This window comes from Mesorhizobium album, from assembly GCF_033977205.1.
GTDB lineage: Bacteria > Pseudomonadota > Alphaproteobacteria > Rhizobiales > Rhizobiaceae > Mesorhizobium > Mesorhizobium album.
This window is the reverse complement of the sequence record NZ_JAVIIW010000020.1, coordinates 1-20,029: the sequence shown is the minus strand read 5'-3', so window position 1 is coordinate 20,029 and position 20,029 is coordinate 1. Positions and strand designations below refer to the sequence as shown.

18 protein-coding genes and 1 pseudogene are annotated in these 20,029 nt (G+C 65.9%); 3 read left to right on the top strand and 16 right to left on the bottom strand.

Translation table 11 applies throughout. The features are described 5' to 3' along the window. Positions 1-5: 5 nt before the first annotated feature. Complete coding sequence (locus RFN28_RS17610) at positions 6-1,034, top strand: FAD:protein FMN transferase (RefSeq protein ID WP_320288574.1); 1,029 nt, start codon at positions 6-8, stop codon at positions 1,032-1,034. Positions 1,035-1,065: 31 nt separating this feature from the next. Here RFN28_RS17610 and RFN28_RS17605 read toward each other — a convergent pair whose 3' ends face one another. The 10 genes from RFN28_RS17605 to RFN28_RS17560 form a co-directional block, all read right to left on the bottom strand. Then, positions 1,066-1,605 carry an NADH-quinone oxidoreductase subunit B family protein gene (locus RFN28_RS17605; RefSeq protein WP_320288573.1) on the bottom strand — a complete coding sequence of 180 codons (540 nt, stop codon included), beginning with the start codon at positions 1,603-1,605 and terminating at the stop codon, positions 1,066-1,068. Positions 1,606-1,626: 21 nt separating this feature from the next. Further along, complete coding sequence (locus RFN28_RS17600) at positions 1,627-3,150, bottom strand: hydrogenase large subunit (protein ID WP_320288572.1); 1,524 nt, start codon at positions 3,148-3,150, stop codon at positions 1,627-1,629. A gap of 20 nt (positions 3,151-3,170) precedes the next feature. Next, positions 3,171-4,622 carry a hydrogenase 4 subunit F gene (locus tag RFN28_RS17595; protein ID WP_320288571.1) on the bottom strand — a complete coding sequence of 484 codons (1,452 nt, stop codon included), beginning with the start codon at positions 4,620-4,622 and terminating at the stop codon, positions 3,171-3,173. Then, the gene (locus RFN28_RS17590) at positions 4,619-5,281 is read right to left on the bottom strand and encodes a hydrogenase-4 component E (RefSeq protein ID WP_320288570.1); all 663 of its coding nucleotides are present in this window, start codon (positions 5,279-5,281) and stop codon (positions 4,619-4,621) included. Before RFN28_RS17590 ends, RFN28_RS17595 begins: the two co-directional genes overlap by 4 nt. After that, positions 5,281-6,237 carry a respiratory chain complex I subunit 1 family protein gene (locus RFN28_RS17585; RefSeq protein WP_320288569.1) on the bottom strand — a complete coding sequence of 319 codons (957 nt, stop codon included), beginning with the start codon at positions 6,235-6,237 and terminating at the stop codon, positions 5,281-5,283. The genes RFN28_RS17590 and RFN28_RS17585 overlap by 1 nt, the downstream gene beginning before the upstream one ends. Further along, entirely contained in the window at positions 6,228-8,246 is a 2,019-nt protein-coding gene (gene hyfB, locus RFN28_RS17580; protein WP_430678255.1) for a hydrogenase 4 subunit B, read from the bottom strand. Before hyfB ends, RFN28_RS17585 begins: the two co-directional genes overlap by 10 nt. After that, positions 8,243-8,548 carry a helix-turn-helix domain-containing protein gene (locus RFN28_RS17575; protein WP_320288568.1) on the bottom strand — a complete coding sequence of 102 codons (306 nt, stop codon included), beginning with the start codon at positions 8,546-8,548 and terminating at the stop codon, positions 8,243-8,245. Before RFN28_RS17575 ends, hyfB begins: the two co-directional genes overlap by 4 nt. A gap of 241 nt (positions 8,549-8,789) precedes the next feature. Continuing rightward, entirely contained in the window at positions 8,790-9,383 is a 594-nt protein-coding gene (locus RFN28_RS17570; RefSeq protein ID WP_320288566.1) for a TMEM175 family protein, read from the bottom strand. Positions 9,384-9,500: 117 nt separating this feature from the next. Then, the gene (locus RFN28_RS17565; protein ID WP_320288565.1) at positions 9,501-10,388 is read right to left on the bottom strand and encodes a sigma-70 family RNA polymerase sigma factor; all 888 of its coding nucleotides are present in this window, start codon (positions 10,386-10,388) and stop codon (positions 9,501-9,503) included. A 47-nt stretch (positions 10,389-10,435) separates the two neighbouring features. Further along, positions 10,436-10,750: a hypothetical protein gene (locus tag RFN28_RS17560; protein ID WP_320288564.1), complete on the bottom strand. Its 315-nt coding sequence runs from the start codon at positions 10,748-10,750 to the stop codon at positions 10,436-10,438. A gap of 149 nt (positions 10,751-10,899) precedes the next feature. Here RFN28_RS17560 and RFN28_RS17555 point away from each other — a divergent pair, with 149 nt between their 5' ends. Next, complete coding sequence (locus RFN28_RS17555; RefSeq protein WP_320288563.1) at positions 10,900-11,265, top strand: VOC family protein; 366 nt, start codon at positions 10,900-10,902, stop codon at positions 11,263-11,265. 32 nt (positions 11,266-11,297) lie between these two features. Here RFN28_RS17555 and RFN28_RS17550 read toward each other — a convergent pair whose 3' ends face one another. The 6 genes and pseudogenes from RFN28_RS17550 to RFN28_RS17525 form a co-directional block, all read right to left on the bottom strand. After that, complete coding sequence (locus RFN28_RS17550) at positions 11,298-12,956, bottom strand: FAD-binding dehydrogenase (RefSeq protein ID WP_320288562.1); 1,659 nt, start codon at positions 12,954-12,956, stop codon at positions 11,298-11,300. Between the two features lie 33 nt (positions 12,957-12,989). Next, complete coding sequence (locus tag RFN28_RS17545; RefSeq protein WP_320288561.1) at positions 12,990-13,976, bottom strand: Gfo/Idh/MocA family protein; 987 nt, start codon at positions 13,974-13,976, stop codon at positions 12,990-12,992. Between the two features lie 70 nt (positions 13,977-14,046). Continuing rightward, on the bottom strand, positions 14,047-14,622 hold the full coding sequence (locus RFN28_RS17540; RefSeq protein WP_320288560.1) for a YceI family protein: 576 nt from the start codon (positions 14,620-14,622) through the stop codon (positions 14,047-14,049). 67 nt (positions 14,623-14,689) lie between these two features. Then, entirely contained in the window at positions 14,690-15,262 is a 573-nt protein-coding gene (locus tag RFN28_RS17535; RefSeq protein ID WP_320288559.1) for a cytochrome b, read from the bottom strand. A gap of 148 nt (positions 15,263-15,410) precedes the next feature. After that, complete coding sequence (locus RFN28_RS17530) at positions 15,411-16,517, bottom strand: hypothetical protein (protein WP_320288558.1); 1,107 nt, start codon at positions 16,515-16,517, stop codon at positions 15,411-15,413. Between the two features lie 83 nt (positions 16,518-16,600). Then, a pseudogene (locus RFN28_RS17525) lies at positions 16,601-18,409 on the bottom strand (methyl-accepting chemotaxis protein). 233 nt (positions 18,410-18,642) lie between these two features. Here RFN28_RS17525 and RFN28_RS17520 point away from each other — a divergent pair. Then, positions 18,643-19,620, top strand: a complete 978-nt coding sequence (locus RFN28_RS17520) for a D-alanyl-D-alanine carboxypeptidase family protein (protein WP_320288557.1) — start codon at positions 18,643-18,645, stop codon at positions 19,618-19,620. The last annotated feature ends 409 nt before the right edge of the window (positions 19,621-20,029 follow it).

Genomic DNA, 20,029 nt, shown 5'->3' with positions numbered 1-20,029 from the left:
ACCCAATGAAACCGGGCCGCGAACTGGCCGGCCCGATGACCCGACGCCGCTTTATCCGCATCAGCGGCGCGGCGGCGGGCCTCAGCCTTGCGGCGCTTGGCGCGGGTTTTGCGCGGCCGGGCCGGGCGCCACCGCTGTACCATGAATGGCGCGGTGTCGCACTCGGCGCCGACGCCTCCTTGCGGATATACCACCCCAATGCCGCCGAAGCCGGGCGCATGATCGCCGACGCGCTCGCCGAGGTGCGTCGGCTGGAGCGCGTGTTCAGCCTCTACGACGAGGCCTCCGCGCTTTCCCGGTTGAACCGCGAGGGCGAGCTGGCCGATCCGCCGCAGGAGCTCGTCGAGCTTCTGGCGACGAGCGCGCGCTACGCCCGCGCAACCGGCGGCGCCTTCGACCCGACGGTGCAGCCGCTCTGGGCGCTCTACGCCAGGCACTTCAGAATGAAAGACGCCGATCCGAACGGTCCGTCGCCGGTCGATATCGCAGGCGCCGCGGCCAAATGCGGCTACCAGCGCGTGATTGTCGACGCCGGCAAAGTGGCGTTCGCGCAACCCGGCGTGGCGCTGACTCTGAACGGCATCGCGCAGGGCTACATTACCGATCGCGTCGCCGAGCTTCTGCGCGCCCGCGGCGTCACGCAAACCTTAGTCGATATGGGGGAGACGCGCGCGCTCGACGCTCATCCGGCGGGCCGGCCCTGGTCGATCGGGATAAAGGACCCACGAGCCGACGATCGCTTGCTTGCGACGCTTGCTCTCGACAACCAGGCCGTCTCCACGTCAGGCGGCTACGGCACTGAATTCGATGCAGCGGGGAGGTTCAATCATATCTTCGATCCCGCGACGGGCCTGTGCGCGAAGCGCTATCTCAGCGTCTCGGTCGTCGCGCCCACCGCGACCTGCGCGGACGCGCTTTCGACCGCCTTTTCGGTCATGCCTGTGGAGCGTGCCGTTTGCGCCCTCGAGGAGCTCGGAGCAACGCGGGCCTACTTCGTCTTGATGGACGGGTCGATGATAGAGCGCGGCGTCTGAGGGCCAGGATCAGGAAGCGACGGCGCTGGGCTCAGTCCAGGGAAGCGCCCGCCGTTCCACTCGCGCCCTCGAGCAGCGCGATCAACCCCTTCAGGATCTCGATCGGCGGCGGCGGGCAGCCCGGAATGTGCAGGTCGACGGGCACCACGTCCGACACGCCGCCGACTACCGCATAGCTGCCGGCGAAGCAACCGCCGTCCTTCGCGCAGCCGCCCAGCGCGACCACCCATTTCGGGTTGGGCGTCGCGTCCCAGGTCCGCTTCAGCGCCTCGCGCATGTTCTTGGTGACCGGCCCGGTGACCAGCAGTACATCGGCATGGCGGGGCGACGCGACGAAGCGGAAGCCGAAGCGCTCGATGTCGTAGAAGGCGTTGTTGAGCGCGTGCATCTCGAGCTCGCAGCCATTGCAGGAGCCGGCGTCGACGGCGCGGATGGACAGGCTCCTGCCCAGCCGCTTGCGGGCGATGCCGTCGAGGGCCCTCGCCAGCTCGTCGACCGCCGCGTCGCTCGCCTGCGGCGGGCGTTCGGTCAAGGGCGGGCGGATCAGGCTTTCGAAGAGGAGCTTGCGCATGACGAGATGCCTTCGACCAGCTTAGAGATCATGGCCGGAATAGGAGCAGTTGAACGATTTGTTGCAGAGCGGGAAGTCGGCGACGATGTTGCCCTCGATCGCCGCTTCCAGGAGCGGCCACTGGAACCATGAGGGGTCGCGCAGGTGACAGCGCTCGATCAAGCCGCCTTCGCCGAGGCGGAGCCAGACCAGGATGTCGCCGCGAAAACCCTCGACCAGCGCCATGCCCTCGCGCGGCCCGTCTGCGGTATTTTCCGCCGCGGCGACATCGGTGTGGATCGGGCCGCCGGGCAGCCGCCCCAGTATCTGCTCGACCAGCGACAGGCTCTCCTCGACCTCGCGCACGCGGATCCAGACGCGCGCGTTCACGTCGCCCTCCTGCAGCACCGGCACGTCGAAGGCAAGCTGGTCGTAGGGCGCGTAGGCAAGATTGCGCCGCGCGTCGAAATCGCGGCCGGAGGCGCGCCCGACATAGCCGCCGGCGGCATATTGCCGGGCAAGCTCGACCTTGAGCCTGCCGGTCGCCACCGTCCGGTCCTGCAGCGATGCCGTGTTGTCGTAGAGCTCGACCAGATGCGGAAAGCGCTGCCTGATCTCCGCGACCAGCGATCGGATGGCGCTCGCCCCAGCCTCGCCAAGATCGCCTGCCACGCCGCCGGGCACGACGCGGTCGCGCATCAGGCGGTGGCCGAAGGCCGCATCGGCGGCGCGCAGCACGCGCTCGCGCAGCACGCCGCAATGCGCATGCATCAGCGCGAAGGCGGCGTCGTTGCAGATGGCGCCGATATCGCCGAGGTGGTTGGCGAGGCGCTCCAGCTCGGCCATCAGCGCCCGCAGCCATATCGCGCGCGGCGGCACCGCGACGCCGAGCGCCGCTTCCACCGCGCGGGCAAAGGCAAGGGAATAGGCGACCGTGCTGTCGCCGGACGTCCTGCCCGCGAGCCCGGCCGCGCGATCGAGCGGCGCGCCCGCCATCAGGCCTTCGATGCCCTTGTGCACATAGCCCAGCCGCTCCTCCAGCCGCACCACCGTTTCGCCGCTTGCCGTGAAGCGGAAATGCCCTGGCTCGATGATGCCGGCATGCACCGGCCCGACCGGGATCTGGTGGAGGCTCTCGCCCTCCGCAGTAAGGAACCGGTAGGAGGACTCGGCCGCCGGCTTCGCGGGCCGTGCCGCCAGCGGGTGGCTGACGCCCCATTGGCCATGGTCGAGCCAGCGGCGGGTATCGGGAAGGCCTTGCGGCGCCAGGCCGAAGAGATCGGCCGCGGCGCGTTCCAGCCGCAGCGCCGGCGGATGTTGCTGGCCGACCGACGAGTAGCGGCCGCCGCGGCAGTCGAGGCTGATGACGCTAACGTCCTGCGTTTCGTCGAGGAGCGCCATATGCACCTTGTCCGGCTCCCCCCACAGGCCGAGAAGGCTCCAGCGGCCGGCGGCGAGCTGTTCGACGGCAAGGTTCCAGGTCTTCGGAGCCACCACGGCGCGTCGCCAGGGAGCGAGCTGCTCGATCGGGCGGCCGGCCTCGATGAGATCTGCGAGAGCGGGCATGCTTTTCCTCACCATGCGCCTTACCCCAGGATACCGGCGACATGCTGGAACCACGCCACCAGCGGCGCTGGCAGATAGACGCCGGCGCCAAACACGAGGGCGAGGTGCGAGTACATCGGCACATAGGAGGCCTCGACCGGCGCCGTGCCGCCGCGCGGCTCGCCGAAGGCAAGGCCGGTCAGCCGCAAAAGCAGAGCGCCGAAGGCGATGAGCAGTCCGAACACCAGCGGGATCGCCAGCAGCGGAAACCTGGCGAAGGTCGAGCTGACGACGAGGAATTCACTCATGAAGATGCCGAGCGGCGGCAGGCCGGCTATTGCCACGACGCCGATGACGAGCGCCCAGCCTAGCCCCGGGTGGCTTTCGGTCAGCCCCCTGATCTCGGATATCTTCTGTGTGCCCTTGACCTGCGCGACGTGGCCGACGGCGAAGAAGATCGCCGACTTGGTCAGGCTGTGCATGACCATATGCAACAGGCCGGCGAAGTTGGCGAGCGGCCCGCCCATGCCGAAGGCGAAGACGATGATGCCCATATGCTCGATCGAGGAATAGGCGAACAGCCGTTTGATGTCGCGGCGGCGGTAGAGCATGAATGCCGCGAAGATCAGTGAGGTCAGCCCCATCGTGGCCATCAGCGGTCCCGGGCCGATCGCCTCAGGGCTCGCGGCAAGCAACAGCTTGAAGCGCAGCACGGCGTAGAGCGCGACGTTGAGCAACAGGCCCGACAGCACCGCCGAGATCGGCGTCGGGCCCTCGGCATGCGCATCGGGCAGCCACGCATGCAGCGGCGCGAGCCCCACCTTGGTTCCGTAGCCGAGCAGCAGGAAGATGAAGGCGACGCTGAGCAGCGCCGGGTCGAAATGCGCCGCCTTGTCGATCAGCACCGACCAGACCATGGCGTTGGTGCCCGCGCCGACAACCGGCTGGGCTGCCATGTAGACAAGGATGGTGCCGAACAGTGCGAGCGCGATGCCGACGCTGCCGAGGATGAAATATTTCCAGGCCGCCTCCAGCGCCTCATGGGTGCGGTAGATACCGACCATCAAGACGGTGGTCAGCGTGGCGAGCTCCACCGCGACCCACATCAGGCCGATATTGTTCGACACGAAGGCCAGGTTCATGCCGAACATCATGATCTGGTACATCGCGTGGTAGAACCGCAGGTTCGGCGCGGTCAGCCGGCCGGTCTCCAGCTCGTGCGCGATATAGGACGCGCTGAACACGCTGGTGGTGAAGCCGACGAAAGTGTTGAGCACGATGAAGACGATGTTGAGGTCGTCGACGAGGAGATATTGCCCCGGCGCCGGCCGGTCGGTGACGAAAAGCGACAGCGCGGCGAGCAAGGTCAAGAGGCTCGCTATGACGTTCACGATCGCCGTCATCTTGTAGTTCGGCAGCGCCGCCAGGATTGCGGCGGCACCTGCGGGGATCAGCAGGATGGCGGCCACGGCATCGAAGGTGAAGCTGGTCACTGGCGCTCTCCCCGGTAGTCGTCGAGCGCGCCGACATCGACCGAATCGAACCGCTCCCGGATGCGGAACAGGAAGACGCCGATGACGATGAAGGCGATCAGGATCGAGAAGGCGACGCTGATCTCGACGACCAGCGGCATGCCCTTGGCGCCGGTTGCGGCCAGCACCAGGCCGTTCTCCAGCGACATGAAGCCGACGACCTGGCTGACGGCGTTCCGCCGGGTGACCATCACCAGCAGCCCGAGCAATATGATGGACAGCGCGAAGGCGAGATCCTCGCGGGCGAGCGGGTCGGCTTCGGGCGTCACCCTGAGCATCAGCACCATGGAGAGCGTCACCAGCCCTATCCCCGCGAGCATGGTCGGGCCGATGCCGACGGCGGTCTCGATGTCGCGGTGGATGCCGAGCCGCTGGATGATGCGATGGAGCCCGACGGGAATGACGACCGCCTTGAAGACCAGCGCAATGCCGGCGGTGATGTAGAGATGGTGCGCGTCCTGGATATAGGCCTGCCAGGCAACTGAGAGCGCAAGCACGACCGCATGGAGCGCAAAGACGTTGATCAGCGCGAACAGGCGGTCCTGGTAGAGCATCATGAAGGAGACCAGCACTAGGCTGCCGGCGAGCAGATGGGCGATGTCGAAGGTGAGACCGTTCATCACAGGCTCCGCGAGACGAACAGCAGGAGCGCGCCGAGCAGCGCCAGCATCAACGCCGCGCCGAGGAAGTCCGGCACGCGGAAGACGCGCATCTTGGCGACCGCCGTCTCGAACACGGCAAGCAGGATGGCAAGCACCGCAAGCTTGACCAGATAGGCGACGGCGCCGAGTGCCAGCGCCTTCGGCCCGGCCCCGGCATGCGCCAGGCCCCAGGGCAGGAAGACGCAGGAGATCAGCGACACATAGAGCAAGAGCTTGAGGAAGGTGGCGAGCTCGATCATCGCCAGATGGCGGCCGGAGTATTCCAGGATCATCGCCTCATGCACCATGGTGAGTTCCAGATGCGTTGCCGGATTGTCGACCGGTATGCGCGCGTTCTCGGCGATCGCCACCATCACCAGCGCGATCAGCGACATGCCGAGCGACACCCGCAGGCCGACCTCGGGCGAGCCCATGAATGCGGCGACCGTCGAAAGCTGCGTGGCGCCGGCGACGAGCGCCAGGCTGAACACGATGAGTAGCATGGCGGGCTCGGCCAGCGAGGCGATCATCACTTCGCGGCTGGCGCCGATGCCGCCGAAGCTGGTGCCGACGTCCATGCCGGCCAGCGCCTGGAAGAAGCGCGCGCTGCCGAGCAGCGCCACGATGACGATGAGATCGGCGGTCCAGCTGAACTGGAGGCCGGCGGCGAATGTCGGAACGAGCGCTGCCGCGACCCAGGTGGCGGCAAAGATCAGGTAGGGCGTCACGCGAAACAGCCAGGATGCGTTGTCGGCCAGCACGACCTCCTTGCGCATCAGCCTGATCAGATCGCGATAGGGCTGGATGAGCGAAGGGCCTTGCCTCCGCAGCAGCCTTGCCTTCACCTTGCGCACGAAGCCGATCAGCAGCGGCGCCAGCAAAAGCACCAGCAGCATCTGCGCGCCCTGCACGGCCAGCTGGAGGATCAAGGCCATAGCGCAAGCACCAGAAGCAGGATGACGAGGTAGAGGAAGACCAGCGTCAGATAGCGGCGGATCGTCAGGAACTGCAGGTAGTTCAGCCGCTCGGTGGCGAAATCGATCGCGCCGGTGATCGGCTGGTAGAACGTCTCCCAGGCCACGTCGTGGATATCTATCTTGATGCGCGCCGGTTCGAGCGAGCCCGGCGCCGGCATTTCCACTGTCTCGCGGGCGCGGAACGCGAAGCTGCCGAAGACCCGGCGAATGGGCTGCGCGAAGCTGACGGCCGTGTATTGCGCGGCGGGTGCCGTCTCCGCGAAGCCGCACCCCCATGCAATGCCCCGGCGCAGCGCGTGCGAGGCGAAGCGGTGGATGAAGAAGGCCGCGAGCGAGGCCGAGATGGTGATGAAGACGAACACCAAGAGGCCGTTGTAGGAGCTGCGGCTCTCGGCGATCGGCACGATCGACAGCCAGGGCTGCGCCGTCTGCACCGGCATGCGGTCGCCGATGAGCGGAAGCGTCACCGGCGAGAGGCCGTCGATGACGAAGCCGGGCAGGATGCCGGCGAGCAGGCAGAAGATGGCAAGCACAGCCATCGCCGCAAGCGACCAGCGGTCGACCTCATGCGTGCGTTCCACCGCCGCCGATCGCGGCCGGCCAAGGAAGGTGATGCCGAACGCCTTGACGAAGCAGGCAGCGGCAAGTGCGGCCGACAGCGCCAGCATGCCGCCGACGGCGGGCACGATGACCTTCAATCCCCATTGCGGCAGCTGAGGGCTCTGCAATATCGCCTGGAAGGCCAGCCATTCCGAGGCGAAGCCGTTGAAGGGCGGCAGCGCCGAGATCGAGACGCAGCCGACGAGGAAGACGAAGCTGGTCACCGGCATGCGATGGATGAGGCCGCCGAGCTTCTCCATGTCGCGCTCGCCGGTCGCCGTCAGCACGGCGCCGGCGCCGAAGAACAGCAGGCTCTTGAAGAAGGAATGGTTGAGCACGTGGAAGAGCGCCGCGGTAAAGGCTAGCGCCGCGGCCGACGGCATCGCGTTCGCCTTGAAGGCAAGCGCAAGGCCGAGGCTGGCGAAGATGACGCCGATATTCTCGATGGTCGAATAGGCGAGCAGCCGCTTGAGGTCCTTTTCCATCAGCGCGTAGAGGATGCCCAGAACCGCCGTCGTGCCGCCAAGCAAGAGCACTACGACGCCCGACCACCATGCCGGCGCGCCGAGAAGGTCGAACACCACGCGGATGAAACCGTAGATGGCGACCTTGGTCATGATGCCGCTCATCAGCGCCGAGACGTGGCTGGGTGCTGCCGGATGGGCGAGCGGCAGCCACGCGTGCAGCGGGACGAGGCCGGCCTTGGAGCCGGCGCCGAGCAACATGAGCGCGAGCACCACGCCGGCGGCGAGCGGGCCGGGCTGCGCCGCGCGCATGGCGTCGAATGCATAGGTTCCCGCCGGGCCCGCCAGCAGGCCGAAGGCCAGCAGCAGCGCCAGCGTGCCGAAGCTTGCCATCACCAGGTAGATGTAGGCGGCCCGCCGGTTTGCCTCGTCGCGGTGGTGGGACATGACCAGCGCCCAGGAGGCGAGCGACATGAATTCCCAGGACAACAAGAAGGCGAAGGCGTCGTTGGCGAGCACGACAAGGTTCATGCCGGCCAGAAAGGCCGGATAGAAGGGCAGCACGCGATGCGGCTGGGATTCGTGCCGGCCGTAGCCAAGGCCGTAGAGGCTGGTGATCGCGCCGCCCAGGTTGACGACGACAAGAAAGAAGGCCGATAGGCCGTCGAGCCGGAACCGGGCGCCGGTCCATGGCAGGCCGAGCGGCAAGGTGATGGCCGACACCTCGCCGGGACGGCCCGCGAGATGGCCTGCGACGGTCACCAGCAAAGCCACTGAAATGACGAGTGCCGCGCCATACACCAGACGCGTCGCCGAGGCGCGCCGGCTGACGACCCCGGCCAGGATGGCTGTTCCCAGAAGCGCGGCAGGACCCCACAGCAGAAGGGCAACGGTCGAAATCACGGCAGGCTCCCGCCCGGTTCGGCACCGTCTGCATCGGGCGCCTTGGCCGGAACGAAACCGGCCTTCAGCCGCACGCCGCGTCCGCCACTCTGGCTGACTGCGCCTTCACCAATCAATTCGATGCCGGCCACCTCGAGCGCCGCGATCAGCTTCATCAGCGAATCGACGTTGCCCCGGATGATCGAGCCGCTGGCTTCCATGCGCTGGATCGTCGGCACCGACAGGCCGGACAATTCGGCAAGCCGGCGCTGGTCGATGCCGAGCAGCGACCTGGCGGCGCGCAATTGCGGTGCGGTTATCACCGGTGACCCTCTCGGTCAGTTATGAAATATGAGGTCTCGAATCTGTAGCATACATTAAAAGGCCTCATCGTCAATAAATGACGTTTAAGACATGGATGTTGATGGCGACGCGGGTGAGGCTGGTCGCGTCGCAGGATCTCTTGATTGCTATCGGGGCCTAGTGCGTGTCGCCAAAGTGCGCTGCGGTTTTGGGCGACATGTATCAAAACAAAGATTTAAGCGCGTCGCCTGAATCCGCCTTTCAGCGACGGGCTTTAATTCCGCGCCCGGGCGCCTCCGGCCTGAGATACACGACCAGACAGCAGCAACAGATGGCCAGTCCGATGATCGGGTATTTCAGCGCGACGAGTGCCGCGAGCCCGAACAGGCAAAGCGTCGCGATCGAGCGGATCCGCATGGCCTTGCGAACGTTGAGCGGGACGGCCTCGGCCGGCATCGGCTCGATCAACTCGCGGATGAGGAAGATGTAGGTCAGGTTCACCAGGAAGAAGACGCCGGCATAGAAGGCGACAGGCTGCGGTGAGAGTTCGCTGACGGCCATCCAGGCAGTGGCCAGTGGTAGCAGCGAAACCGAGAAAAGATGCGCGAAATTATACCACATCAGGCGCGCTGTCGCTTCCTTGGCGTGGCGCAGCAGGTGATGGTGATTCGTCCAGACGATGGCGATGAAGAGATAGCTGACGCCATAGCTCAGCCATGTCGGCCAGAGGCCGAGCAGCGCCGCGAAGGTCGGGATTTCAGGCGGCCGCAATTCCAGCACCAGCACGGTGATGAGCACGGCGAACACGCCGTCCGAGAACGCATTCAATCGCTCGAGCCCTGCTGAAGGGAGCATATGGCTATCCTGACGCTGGTGCCGCCAGGCCGAGTATAGCTTTGCCGGCAGCCGATGCGAAACAGGCTGGACAGCGCGTCGCGCTCGGATCTGTTCGGACAGTGATCATGCCGCAGCTCAATCTGCAACGAAGCGGATGTCTGCCTCGGCAACACAATAAGGCGCATAGCGGAAATCGCGGATGCGGACGGCCTCGTCGCCGCGCCAGTCGATCAGCACGAAGCCGCGCACCGCGTTGCCCGCCTGCGGGTTGCGGATCAGGATCGCCGGCAGGTCGTCGACGAAACCGAGCGACAGCGCCCAGTCGCTGACGCGGTCGTAATTGCCGAAATAGGTCGAGGCTTCTTTCTTGCCGCTGAGCCGGGTGCGGTTCACGACCTCGAGCTCAATGTCCTCGGCGATCAGCGCCCTGACGGCGTCGAAGTCGCGCGCGTTGAAGAGATCGATGTAGCGGCGCAGGCGCCGCTCTTCTTCCGGATCGAGCTTCGGCAAAGGCACGTTATCCGGTGCCAATGCCAGCGCCTTCAGCTCCGCCCGCCCGCGATGCAGCGCTGCTTTGGTGGCGGCAAGCGTCGCGCCCGTCACCTCGCAGGTCTCGAACAGGCTGAGGCCGAGCACGTCGACCAGGATCACGGCGCTGCGCTGCGCCAGCGTCAGCTGCATGAAGCTGCGCAGGCTGGCTGCAGCCGCAAGCCTGGCCTCAGCGCTGGCGGAGAGGTCCACAACTTTTGTCATGTCGGCCTCGGTCATGTGAGAGCGCTCCCGCTGGCGGCGGCGCAGATGATCCTGCGCCGCGTTATGCGCGATGCGGAACAGCCACTGCTCGGGGCGTTCCACCGTGGCGCCGCCGTCATGCGCGGCAAGCGCCTTCACCACCGCCTCCTGCACGATGTCCTCGCCCTCGATGACCGAGCCGACCATGCGGGCGGCATAGCGGTGCAATTTCGGACGCAGGCCGATGAGCATGGCTTCAAGCGCCGCGCGGTCGAATTTCGCTGTGCTCATCGTCCTCGTTCTCTTTGATCGCCGGCTCGTGAACCATACCATGCCCGTCAGGCCGGTACGGTCTCGTTCGCCAGCATATGATAGTCGCCGACGATCTTCGCCGACGACCTGGCAAGCGGTGTCGAACGCCGCACCGCGTGATCGGCGCCGAAGGCCTTGAACGCTTCGAGCCCGGTCAGCGCCGAACTGTCCTTGTCATAGCCGACAAGGTGGACGAATTCGCCGTTTTCCAGCTCGAGCACCAGGTAGCGCACGGATTGCGGCCCGGTTTCCTCCAGCGCCTCGAACACCTTCGCCACCAGCGCCCGGTTCTCGGCGATGCTGGCATCCTTCACGCCGTAGCGGATGAGGTTGTAGGTCATTTGTCGTCTCCTGTTTGACGTGTCTGCGTGGGGAAGACGTTTGGTGCAGCCGAAAAGATTCTCGACCGGCTGCGAATCTTTTTGCCCTGGGCAATCGTCTTTCGCGCGTTGAGGCCGCGCCCGCGGCCGCCGCGATGAGGAGAGACATCATGCATATCCAGTTTGCCGAGCTGCCGGTATCCGACCAGGACCGCGCCAAGGCGTTCTATAGCGACAAGCTTGCGTGCCAGGTTATCGCCGACCAGCCGATGGGCGGTGGTGGCTGGCGTTGGGTGGAACTGGCGTTCCCCTTCGCGGTCACCAACCTGCATTTCGTTAGGCGGGCGGATGCGGCGCCGAGCGCGGACCCGGTACTGGTCTTGATCGACGATGATGTCGAGGCAAGGGTTGCATCGCTTAAGGCCAAGGGCGTCGAAATCGTCACAGAGCCGCAGGAGGCGCCATGGCAACCGGGTCGCATCGTCGCCGAGTTCCGCGACAGCGAAGGCAACCGCATGATGCTGGCCAGCCGTTAAGCCGGCATCCGCGCGGCCGCCGGCCTGTGCGGTCAGGCGACCGCCTTGGCGGCGGCCCGTCCGGCGCTGCGGCCGGAAAAGATGCAGCCGCCGAGGAAGGTGCCTTCCAGCGCCGCACAGCCATGCACGCCGCCACCGCCGAAGCCGGCCACTTCGCCGACCGCATAGAGCCCCGGCAACGGCTGGCCGGCGGCGTCGAGCACGCGGCTGTCGAGGTCGGTCTGCAGGCCGCCCAGCGTCTTGCGGGTGAGCACGTTGAGGCGGACCGCGATCAGCGGGCCGTTCGCCGGATCGAGCATCTTGTGCGGCTTGGCGGTGCGGATCAACCTGTCGCCCAGATAGGCGCGGGCGCCGCGCAGCGCGGTGATTTGCGCATCCTTGGAGAACGGGTTGTCGAGCTGCATGTCGCGGGCGCGGATCTCGCGCTCGACTTGCGCGACCTCCAGCAGCGGCTCGCCGCCGGCCAGCGCGTTCATCCGCGCCACCAGCTTCGAAAGGTCCGCCTCGACGATGAAATCCTCGCCCTTTTCCATGAAGGCTTTCACCGGACCGGGAATTCCGCTCGTGGCGCGGCCCAGCACCTGCCGCCAGCTTTTTCCCGTGAGGTCAGGGTTCTGCTCCGAGCCCGACAGCGCGAACTCCTTCTGGATGATCTTCTTGGTCAGGATGAACCAGGAATAGTCGAAACCCGTGCTCATGATGTGGCTGAGTGTGGCTAAAGTGTCGAAGCCGGGATAGAGCGGCACCGGCAGCCGTTTTCCACGCGCGTCGAGCCACAGCGAGGAGGGGCCCGGCAGGATGCGGATGGCGTGCTCCGTCCAGATCGGCGCCCAGTTCTTGATGCCCTCGACATAGTGCCACATGCGGTCGCGGTTGATAACCGAACCGCCTGCCGCTTCCGCGATCGCCAGCATGCGGCCGTCGACATGGTCCGGCACGCCGGTGATCATCCGCTTCGGCGGCGCGCCCAGGCGCTCTGGCCAGTTCCTGCGCACCAGCTCGTGATTGCCGCCGATGCCACCGGAAGCGACGATCACCGCCTGCGCCCGCAGCTCGAAATCGCCAACCACGTCGCGCGAGCTCTTGCGGCCGCGCTCGACGCTGCTCGGCTCGAGCACGTTGCCGCGCACCCCGGTCACGGTCTTGCCGGCGCGCGCGATCTCGTTGACCCGGTGGCGGAACTTGAACTGGACGAGCCCGCGCTTTTGCGCCTCGCGCATTCGCAGGACGAAAGGTTCGATTACGCCGGGCCCGGTGCCCCAGGTGACGTGGAAGCGCGGCACCGAATTGCCGTGGCCGAAGGCATTGCCGCCGCCGCGCTCGGCCCAGCCGACGACGGGGAAAAACTTCAGCCCGCGCTCGATCAGCCAGGAGCGCTTCTCGCCGGCGGCGAAGCCGACATAGGCTTCCGCCCACTTGCGCGGCCAGAAATCTTCCGGCCGGTCGAAGGCGGCGGTGCCCATCCAGTCAGCAAGCGCAAGGTCGTGCGAATCGCGGATGCGCATGCGCCGCTGCTCCGGCGAATCGACCAGGAAGAGCCCGCCGAACGACCAGAAGGCCTGGCCGCCCAGCGATTGCTCCGGCTCCTGGTCGACGATGATGATCTTCCTGCCGGCCTCGGCCAGCTCGGCCGCGGCGACGAGGCCCGCCAGCCCCGCGCCGACAATGATCACGTCAGCGTCCTCAGCCATATTTTCTCCCCCCAGGTGTCCTTCGGCGGCTTCTCAGACGGGTTCCCAGCCGTCCTTGTTGCCGGCGCGGAAGATGGCGTCGATGACCTTCTGGTTGAGCACCGATTCCTCCAGCGTGAAGACGCGGTCCTTGCCGCCCTGGGCGGCGCGCACGAAAGCCTCGACCTCCAGCCGGTACTGCTGCGCGCCGGGGAAGCGGAACACCTGCGCCTCGGTGTGATTCTGGTTGTGCAGCTCGATGCGGTGATGGTCGTACAAGCCGGCGTTAAAGGGCGAGAACACTTCGATGAAACCCTTCTCGCCGTGGAACACCATCACCTGGCGCGCCGCCATCTGCGTCGACAGGTAGAAGGACAGCTCGAAATCGCCGAAATCGGCGCGCACCGAGGAATAGATGTCAGTGCCGAAGGTCTTGTCGCGCTCGATGGTTGCCTGCACCCGGACCGGCTCCTTGACGGTCGAGAACCGCGTCGACACGGTCGGATAGACGCCGATGTCGGGCAGCGCGCCGCCGCCGAGGTCGAGCTGGTTGCGCATGTTCTTGGGGTCGACATTGTAATAGGAGAACGCGCCCTGCACATGGCGCAGCCGGCCGATGGCGCCGCCGGCGATGAGGTCGCGCACCTTGATCCATTGCGGGTGGTAGACGACCATGAAGGCCTCGCAGACGAGCACCTTCTTCTGATCCCGCAATTTGATCAGCGGCGGGATGTCGTTGGCGTCGAGCGCCAGCGGCTTCTCGACCAGCACATGTTTTCCCGCTTCGATCGCCTTCGCCGTCCATTCGACATGCTGCGAGGTGGGCAGCGGGATGTAGACGCCGTCGACCTCCTTCGAGGCAAGCAGCTCCTCATAGGAGCCGAAGGCATGGTGCGCGCCGAAGCGCTCGCCAAGGGCCTTGGCCTTCGACAGGTCGCGGCTGGCGATGGCCGACAGCACGCCGTTTTCCGAATCCACGATCGCCGGCAAAAGCTGCTCGCGGCCGATCTTGGCCGTCGACAGAACACCCCATCGGAACATTGTGCTTCTCCATGTCGGTTTACAGGCGACGAGGTTTGCCTGAAATCGGGAGAAAAGCCAATGTTGAGGACTAGCCTCGCTTGCCCGTCAGCGTCATGTCGAAGTCGACGACGTTGGAATAGAGCGGCGTGCCGACATCCATGCCGTAGCGCGACCTGAGCACCTTGCCGGTGACATGGAACTTGATCGTGCCGGACTTCAGCCCGTCGAGCTCGGCCGTGAACTTTTCCGGAAATGTCTTGCCGCGCGCCGTCAGCTGGCCGGCGATGACCGCTGTGGTGGCGCTGGTTCGGTTCACACTGGTCGAACGGAACTGGATTTCCGGGTTGTTGGCGGCGTCGAACACCGCGTCGGAACGCAGGAAGGCGTCGATGCGGCTCTGACCGGTGCCGACGCTTTCGGGAAAGATGGTGATGTTAACCCGGGACCGCTCGACGTCGCTATTGTCGATGCGGATGTTTCCCTTGAAGCGGGCAAAGGCACCGTCGAACCCGCCGCCCCCAGCCTTGCCGACGGTGAAGCGGATGCTGGAAGCTGCCGGACTGATCGTGTAGCTGCCGGCGGCGTCGCCGAGCGAGACCGCCGCAGCGGCGGGCACGGCAAGGCACGCTGCAATAGCCATCAATCCGAGGATGCGCGTATACATGGGAATAGTCCTTTTCCTGAGGCAGCATTGCTGTCCACTCGCCCCACCAACGAATGACTGGCCCGCTCTATTCCCCGTTTGACGAAGGCGTGATCATACGCGCGAGCACGCTGTCGCGCAGCAGGAAATGGTGGCGAAGCGCGGCAGCGATATGCAGCACGACCAGCGCGATGCCGGCATAGGCGAGATACCAGTGCGCCGCCGACCAGAACCTTTCCGCGGCATCGGATTCGGTGAGCGGCAGGTTGGGCATCACAAACTGGTTGAACGGCATGGTCGGGATCTCCAGCGTCGAGACCGAGACCAGCGCCCAACCCGACAAGGGCAGGGCGATCTGGAAGGCATAGAGCGCGAAATGCGCCAGCGGCGCGGCTCGCCGCTCCAGGGTTCCGACCGAGGCCGGCAAGGCCGGCCTGGCATTGCCGAGGCGCCAGGCGATGCGCAGGATGATCAGCCCAAGCAGCAGGAAGCCGAAGGACTTGTGCAGCTGGATCAGCTCGAAAGAGGTGCGCTGGCTCGCCACCCGCACCATGACGACGCCGAGCACGAACTGGCCGATGAAGATCACCCCGATCAGCCAGTGAAGGACGATGGCTGCCCAGCCATAGCGGGTCGCGGTGTTGGTGATGGAAGTTTGCATGGCCGGCAAACGCTGATGGGTTCGGTTTTCTTCCGCCCCGTATTGCCCTCCGTCTTCCAGCTTGCATCGCAAATGGATGGCTGTCGATGCTGGCGCCGCCCCTCATTGCACCAGCGCCCGGATAATAGCGGTTAGTGCCGCAAGCCGGTCACGCAGGATTGGAACGGCCGATACGCAGGAAGTCGCCGTCGAATGGCGCCTCTGTCGCAGTTCCGTTCGACGCAAGCATGCGCAATCGGTCGGACGCGGTTTCCAGGCCGCTCGGCGGCTCGGCGCCGGCTGCCGGAACCGCGCCGATGACATGGCGGAAGGAGACGCTGCGCCCTTCGGCGAGCGCGAAGGCCGTCGCCACGCCTTCGTGCTTCAGCCAGTTGTCGCCGAGCGAGGCAGCATGGCCGACCGCCGCGCGGCCGTCCTCGATGCCGAGCACGCCGATGTGGCGGCCGCTCCAGGGCGCATAGTCGCGCCCGCCATTGCTGAACCACAGCATGGTCACCGGCAGCTCGGCCGGGTTCTTCAGCACCAGCACCAGGTCCTGCTCGGCGCGCCGCGCAAGCGCCGTCCAGCCAGGCCCGCCGTGATCGGCCTCCACCAGCGTGATGAAATCCTCGCGCCGGTCTTCCATGCGGTAGTCGGTGAGATCGGTGGTGCCGCCGGCCGCGACCGGGAAACCGGTCAGATCGGTGGTGCGAGCGGGATAGGCCAGGCGAAAGCGGCCGCGCGCCGGATCGGGTTCCAGCGGAGTGGGTGGCGTGACCGCCAGGCGCTTCGGCGAGAAGGCGAGCCGTCCGCCGTCCCGCATCGCGGTCATCGGATGATGGGCGACGGAAATCGCGCCGGCACCGCCGGAAAAGACGTGCTCCTGGTAGAGGAAGGGATGGCCGTCGCGCAGCGTGAAAATCTTGTCGACCGCGGCGCCCATCACCTTGCGGCGCAGCCGGAAGACGGCGCGCCAGCCGCCGGCGATGGCGCCGTTTTCGAGGACATCCCAGTCGCTGTTCGCCGTCCAGCCATGCAGGGGGGCTTCCTCGACATCGCTGGTGGAAAACGGCGCGCAGAGGAAATCGCCGGAGAGGCGCACCGTGCCCTCGGGGAGATTTTCCGGCAGCGTCTCGCGCGGCGAACCGACCCAGGGCGCACGATGCAGCGGCTTCAGGCGGCGGCCCTCGGCCTCGATTTCCATGGCGGCGATATGGCCGACGCCAAGATCGAGCGAAACTGAGATGCCCTTTGCGCCGATCGTGACCGTGTCCATTGCTTCACCCCGAATCTTTTGCAAGGTAGACAGCAAAGCCTGACCAATGGTGAGCGCGCAAGCGGGACGGCACCCAGCCGCGCCTACTGCCTTTTATACTCCCTCACCGGCGACTTGGTGCCATCCGTATAAGTCACCTGCACCGCCATCGATTTCACGTCGTCCTTGACCTTGAAATAGGGCTGGTAGTCGGCGGGGATGGCGTAAGGGTCCTTGGCGTCGCAGGGCGGCATCGAAATTGTCTTGTCGAGCGCCGTGCCGTTCAGGCTGTAATGCACTTCCTTGATGGCGCAGCGGAAGGACAGCATCTGCGTGAAATGGACCAGCCCGTGGTTGCCGCCGGCGTCGAAGGCGATCCACGAGGTCCAGAACTGGTCGAGGATCTGCTTGTTGCCCTGCTGCAGGGCGGCGTCGGGATCGAAGCGGATGTCGAACGGGCCGGTCTTGCGGCCCCTTATGTCGAGATATTTGATCGTGATGGTGCCGGCCGGTGTGCTGTCCGGCAGCTCGAAGCTCGGATTGGGCATCGGCTTGCCGGTGCGCTGGTCGTTCATTGCCAGCAGGCCGGTGTCGGTGAAGGCGCCGCTGTCGCCGAGCCGCCAGGAAATCGTGGTCGCCGGTTCGGGCAGCTAGATCGTCATCGACCAGCCGGCGTTCGAGCGCGTCGGCGTCAGGGTCGGCACGAAGCGCGAGGGGTCGAGCACGTCGCCCAGCGCCGCCAGCCGGCTGCGGCTGCGGTCGAGCCAGTCGGCGAGCTCCCTTTGGTCGACGAAATATTTGAGCAGGCCGCCGTCCTTTTCGTAGGAGATGAACTTGGTCAGCGCCTGGGCCTCGCTGCGCTTGTCGGCCAGCGTCTGGCTGCCGAGGCGATCTTCCGAAAATTCCTGGGCCAGCAGGAAGTAAGCCGGCGCATAGTCGGGGTTGGCGGTGATGAAGGCGTTGAGCTTGTCGAGCCGCTGGGCGTCGTCGAACTGCAACAGATGGACGAGCTTGATCGACGGTGCCTTGGCCTTCTCGGTGAGCGTGCCGAACACTTCGCGCGCGCCGGCCTTGCCGTCCTGGACCCTGAGCAGCGTGGCGAAGCGCGTGTAGGGATCGATGGCGTCGACATCGAAGCCGGCAAAGGCGAGATAGGAGCGCCTGGCGTTGAGCATATCGCCCGCCAGCTCATAGACGCGGGCGTTGTGGTAGAACTCGTCGCGGCGCTTGGGATCGGCGATCGCCCCGCCCTGTGCCGCGAGCTGGGCAAAGCCCTTGGCGGTTGCGTCGATGGAGGTGGCGATCTGCTCGGTCGTCGCCTGCAGCTTTTCGGCCTGGGCTTGCTGCTGCTTCTGGCCGGCAGCAAGCGTGTCGGTGGTCTGCTTCACCGCTTCCACGGTCTTCCGCGTCTCGGCGCCCTGCGCGGTCTGCTGCTTCTGCGTCTCGGCGATCTGGTCGGTCTTCTGCGCCACCGTGTCGGTGGATTTCTTGACCGCTTCGATGGTCTTCTGCGTCTCTGTGACGGTCTTTTCGATCTTCGCCACCTTCTCGGAGACGATGCCAAGCGACTGCTGCAATTGCGCTACCGCCGGCACCAGGGCGGCGATCACGCCGTTCTGCGAGTTGGTCTCCTGCTGGACCCCGTAGACGCCGCCGGCGATGGCCGCCGCGCTGGTGGCTAAGATCAGCGCCGGCATGGCCTTCGCCGCCAGCACCAGGCGCAGCACCATGGCTATGGCGATGATGACCGCGGCCACGGAAGCAGCGAGCGCGATATAGGCGGCAAAGGGGCCGAGCGGATTGAGCACGTCCGACACCGCGCCGCTGACGAAGGCGACGCTGCCCGCCCATTTGCCGGTGCGGCTGAGCGACGCCCGCAGCAGCGAGGTCGTGCCCGTAGCGATTTCCGACATGCCGATCCCCCCAAATCGATACCGTCGTATATTGGCGGCAAGGTGGGTTGGAAGGCAAAGGCGGGCCGAAGCGGGAGGTCGCGCTTAGGGGCGGCGCCAACTTCGCGGACAAAGCAACCCAGCGCAAACCTACAAAACCTGGGCAAATGCCTTAATGCCGCAGTTAACCAAATGGACGCGGCATACGCGGTAGGCTAGCTTCGCCGCATCTCAGCAACAGCTTAAGAACAGTCTTGTCCTATCCGCGTCTCCTCCCGCTCCTCCAGAAACTGATCGCCGCACTGGCCCTGCTGCTCCTGCTCGCCGGCTGCACCACGGCGGCGCCGCCGGAAAGCGTGCTTGCTGTGCCGGCGCAGCCGCAGAAATATGCGGCGATCGTGGTCGATGCCTCGACCGGCAAGACGTTGTTCGAGGTGAACTCGACGGCGCAGCGCTATCCGGCCTCGCTCACCAAGATGATGACGCTCTACATGTTGTTCGAGGCGCTGGAGAGCGGCCGGGTGACCAAGGAAACGCAGATCCCCGTCTCCCCCCACGCTGCCTCGCAGCCGCCGACCAAACTGCGCTTCCGGCGCGGCGAGACGATCGATGTCGACTCCGCCATCCGCGCCATGGTGGTGAAGTCGGCAAACGACGTGGCGGTGGCGGTGGGCGAATATCTGGGCGGTGGCAGCGAGGAGCAGTTCGCGGCGATGATGACCGCCAAGGCGCACCAGCTCGGCATGGTGAGCACCAATTTCCGCAACGCCTGCGGCCTGCCGGACGACGGCCAGGTGACGAGCGCGCGCGACATGGCGGTGCTGGGGATGGCGCTCGAGCACCGCTTCCCGCAGCATTTCCATTATTTTTCGGAAAGCGACTTCATGTTCCGCGGGAAACTCGTGCGCGGCCACAACGACATGCTGGGACGGGTGCACGGCGTCGACGGCATCAAGACCGGCTATATCCGCGCCTCCGGCTACAACATCGTCACCTCCTACAATGCCGACGGCAGGCATCTGATCGCGGTGGTGATGGGCGCCCAAAGCGCGCGCCAGCGCAACGACCATGTCGAGGCGCTGATCCAGCGCAGCCTGACGTCGACGACGGCGGGTGCGCAGCCGAAGCTGATGTATGCCGGGCAGCCGCAGGCCGCCTCGCCGCTTCCCGGTCTGCCGCCGCCTGGTTTGCCGGCGCCCGATTCGTCGCTGCCGGGTTTGCCGGCTCAGTAGCGTGTCGCGGGGACTATGTCTGTGCGCCGCTGACCTATCGGCCTCGTCATCCTAGGGCGGAGCAAGGAGCGAAGCGACGCAGCGCAGACCCTAGGATCCATGCCATGACCTAGGGGCCGTGCCGCAGTGCAGACCATGGCACCGGAACGGCTGCGTAGACTTCCTCTTTCTGCCCCGCTGTGTTCTTCGGCCGGCGTAACGGGATCCTCGGGTCTGCGCGTCGCTTCGCTCCTTGCTTCGCCCTAGGATGATGGGTGGACGGCCCCTTGCGGCATCAAATGTGCCAAGCTGGTCGTGTTGAAACCCCAGCGGAGGAGACCGTCCGTCATGCAAGCTATCAGATTTGGAATCGATCTGGCCAAGAATGTGTTCCAGGTGCACGGCGTGGATGCGAGCGGGCAGGTGGTGG

Bases quoted from the DNA above. Each gene is read 5' to 3' on its own strand.
- RFN28_RS17565 (WP_320288565.1), bottom strand. From the start codon at position 10,388: ATGAGCACAGCGAAATTCGACCGCGCGGCGCTTGAAGCCATGCTCATC.
- RFN28_RS17535 (WP_320288559.1), bottom strand. From the start codon at position 15,262: ATGCAAACTTCCATCACCAACACCGCGACCCGCTATGGCTGGGCAGCC.
- RFN28_RS17545 (WP_320288561.1), bottom strand. From the start codon at position 13,976: ATGTTCCGATGGGGTGTTCTGTCGACGGCCAAGATCGGCCGCGAGCAG.
- RFN28_RS17605 (WP_320288573.1), bottom strand. From the start codon at position 1,605: ATGCGCAAGCTCCTCTTCGAAAGCCTGATCCGCCCGCCCTTGACCGAA.
- RFN28_RS17550 (WP_320288562.1), bottom strand. From the start codon at position 12,956: ATGGCTGAGGACGCTGACGTGATCATTGTCGGCGCGGGGCTGGCGGGC.
- RFN28_RS17560 (WP_320288564.1), bottom strand. From the start codon at position 10,750: ATGACCTACAACCTCATCCGCTACGGCGTGAAGGATGCCAGCATCGCC.
- RFN28_RS17590 (WP_320288570.1), bottom strand. From the start codon at position 5,281: ATGAACGGTCTCACCTTCGACATCGCCCATCTGCTCGCCGGCAGCCTA.
- RFN28_RS17600 (WP_320288572.1), bottom strand. From the start codon at position 3,150: ATGCCCGCTCTCGCAGATCTCATCGAGGCCGGCCGCCCGATCGAGCAG.
- RFN28_RS17610 (WP_320288574.1), top strand. From the start codon at position 6: ATGAAACCGGGCCGCGAACTGGCCGGCCCGATGACCCGACGCCGCTTT.
- RFN28_RS17585 (WP_320288569.1), bottom strand. From the start codon at position 6,237: ATGGCCTTGATCCTCCAGCTGGCCGTGCAGGGCGCGCAGATGCTGCTG.
- RFN28_RS17555 (WP_320288563.1), top strand. From the start codon at position 10,900: ATGCATATCCAGTTTGCCGAGCTGCCGGTATCCGACCAGGACCGCGCC.
- RFN28_RS17570 (WP_320288566.1), bottom strand. From the start codon at position 9,383: ATGCTCCCTTCAGCAGGGCTCGAGCGATTGAATGCGTTCTCGGACGGC.
- RFN28_RS17530 (WP_320288558.1), bottom strand. From the start codon at position 16,517: ATGGACACGGTCACGATCGGCGCAAAGGGCATCTCAGTTTCGCTCGAT.
- RFN28_RS17540 (WP_320288560.1), bottom strand. From the start codon at position 14,622: ATGTATACGCGCATCCTCGGATTGATGGCTATTGCAGCGTGCCTTGCC.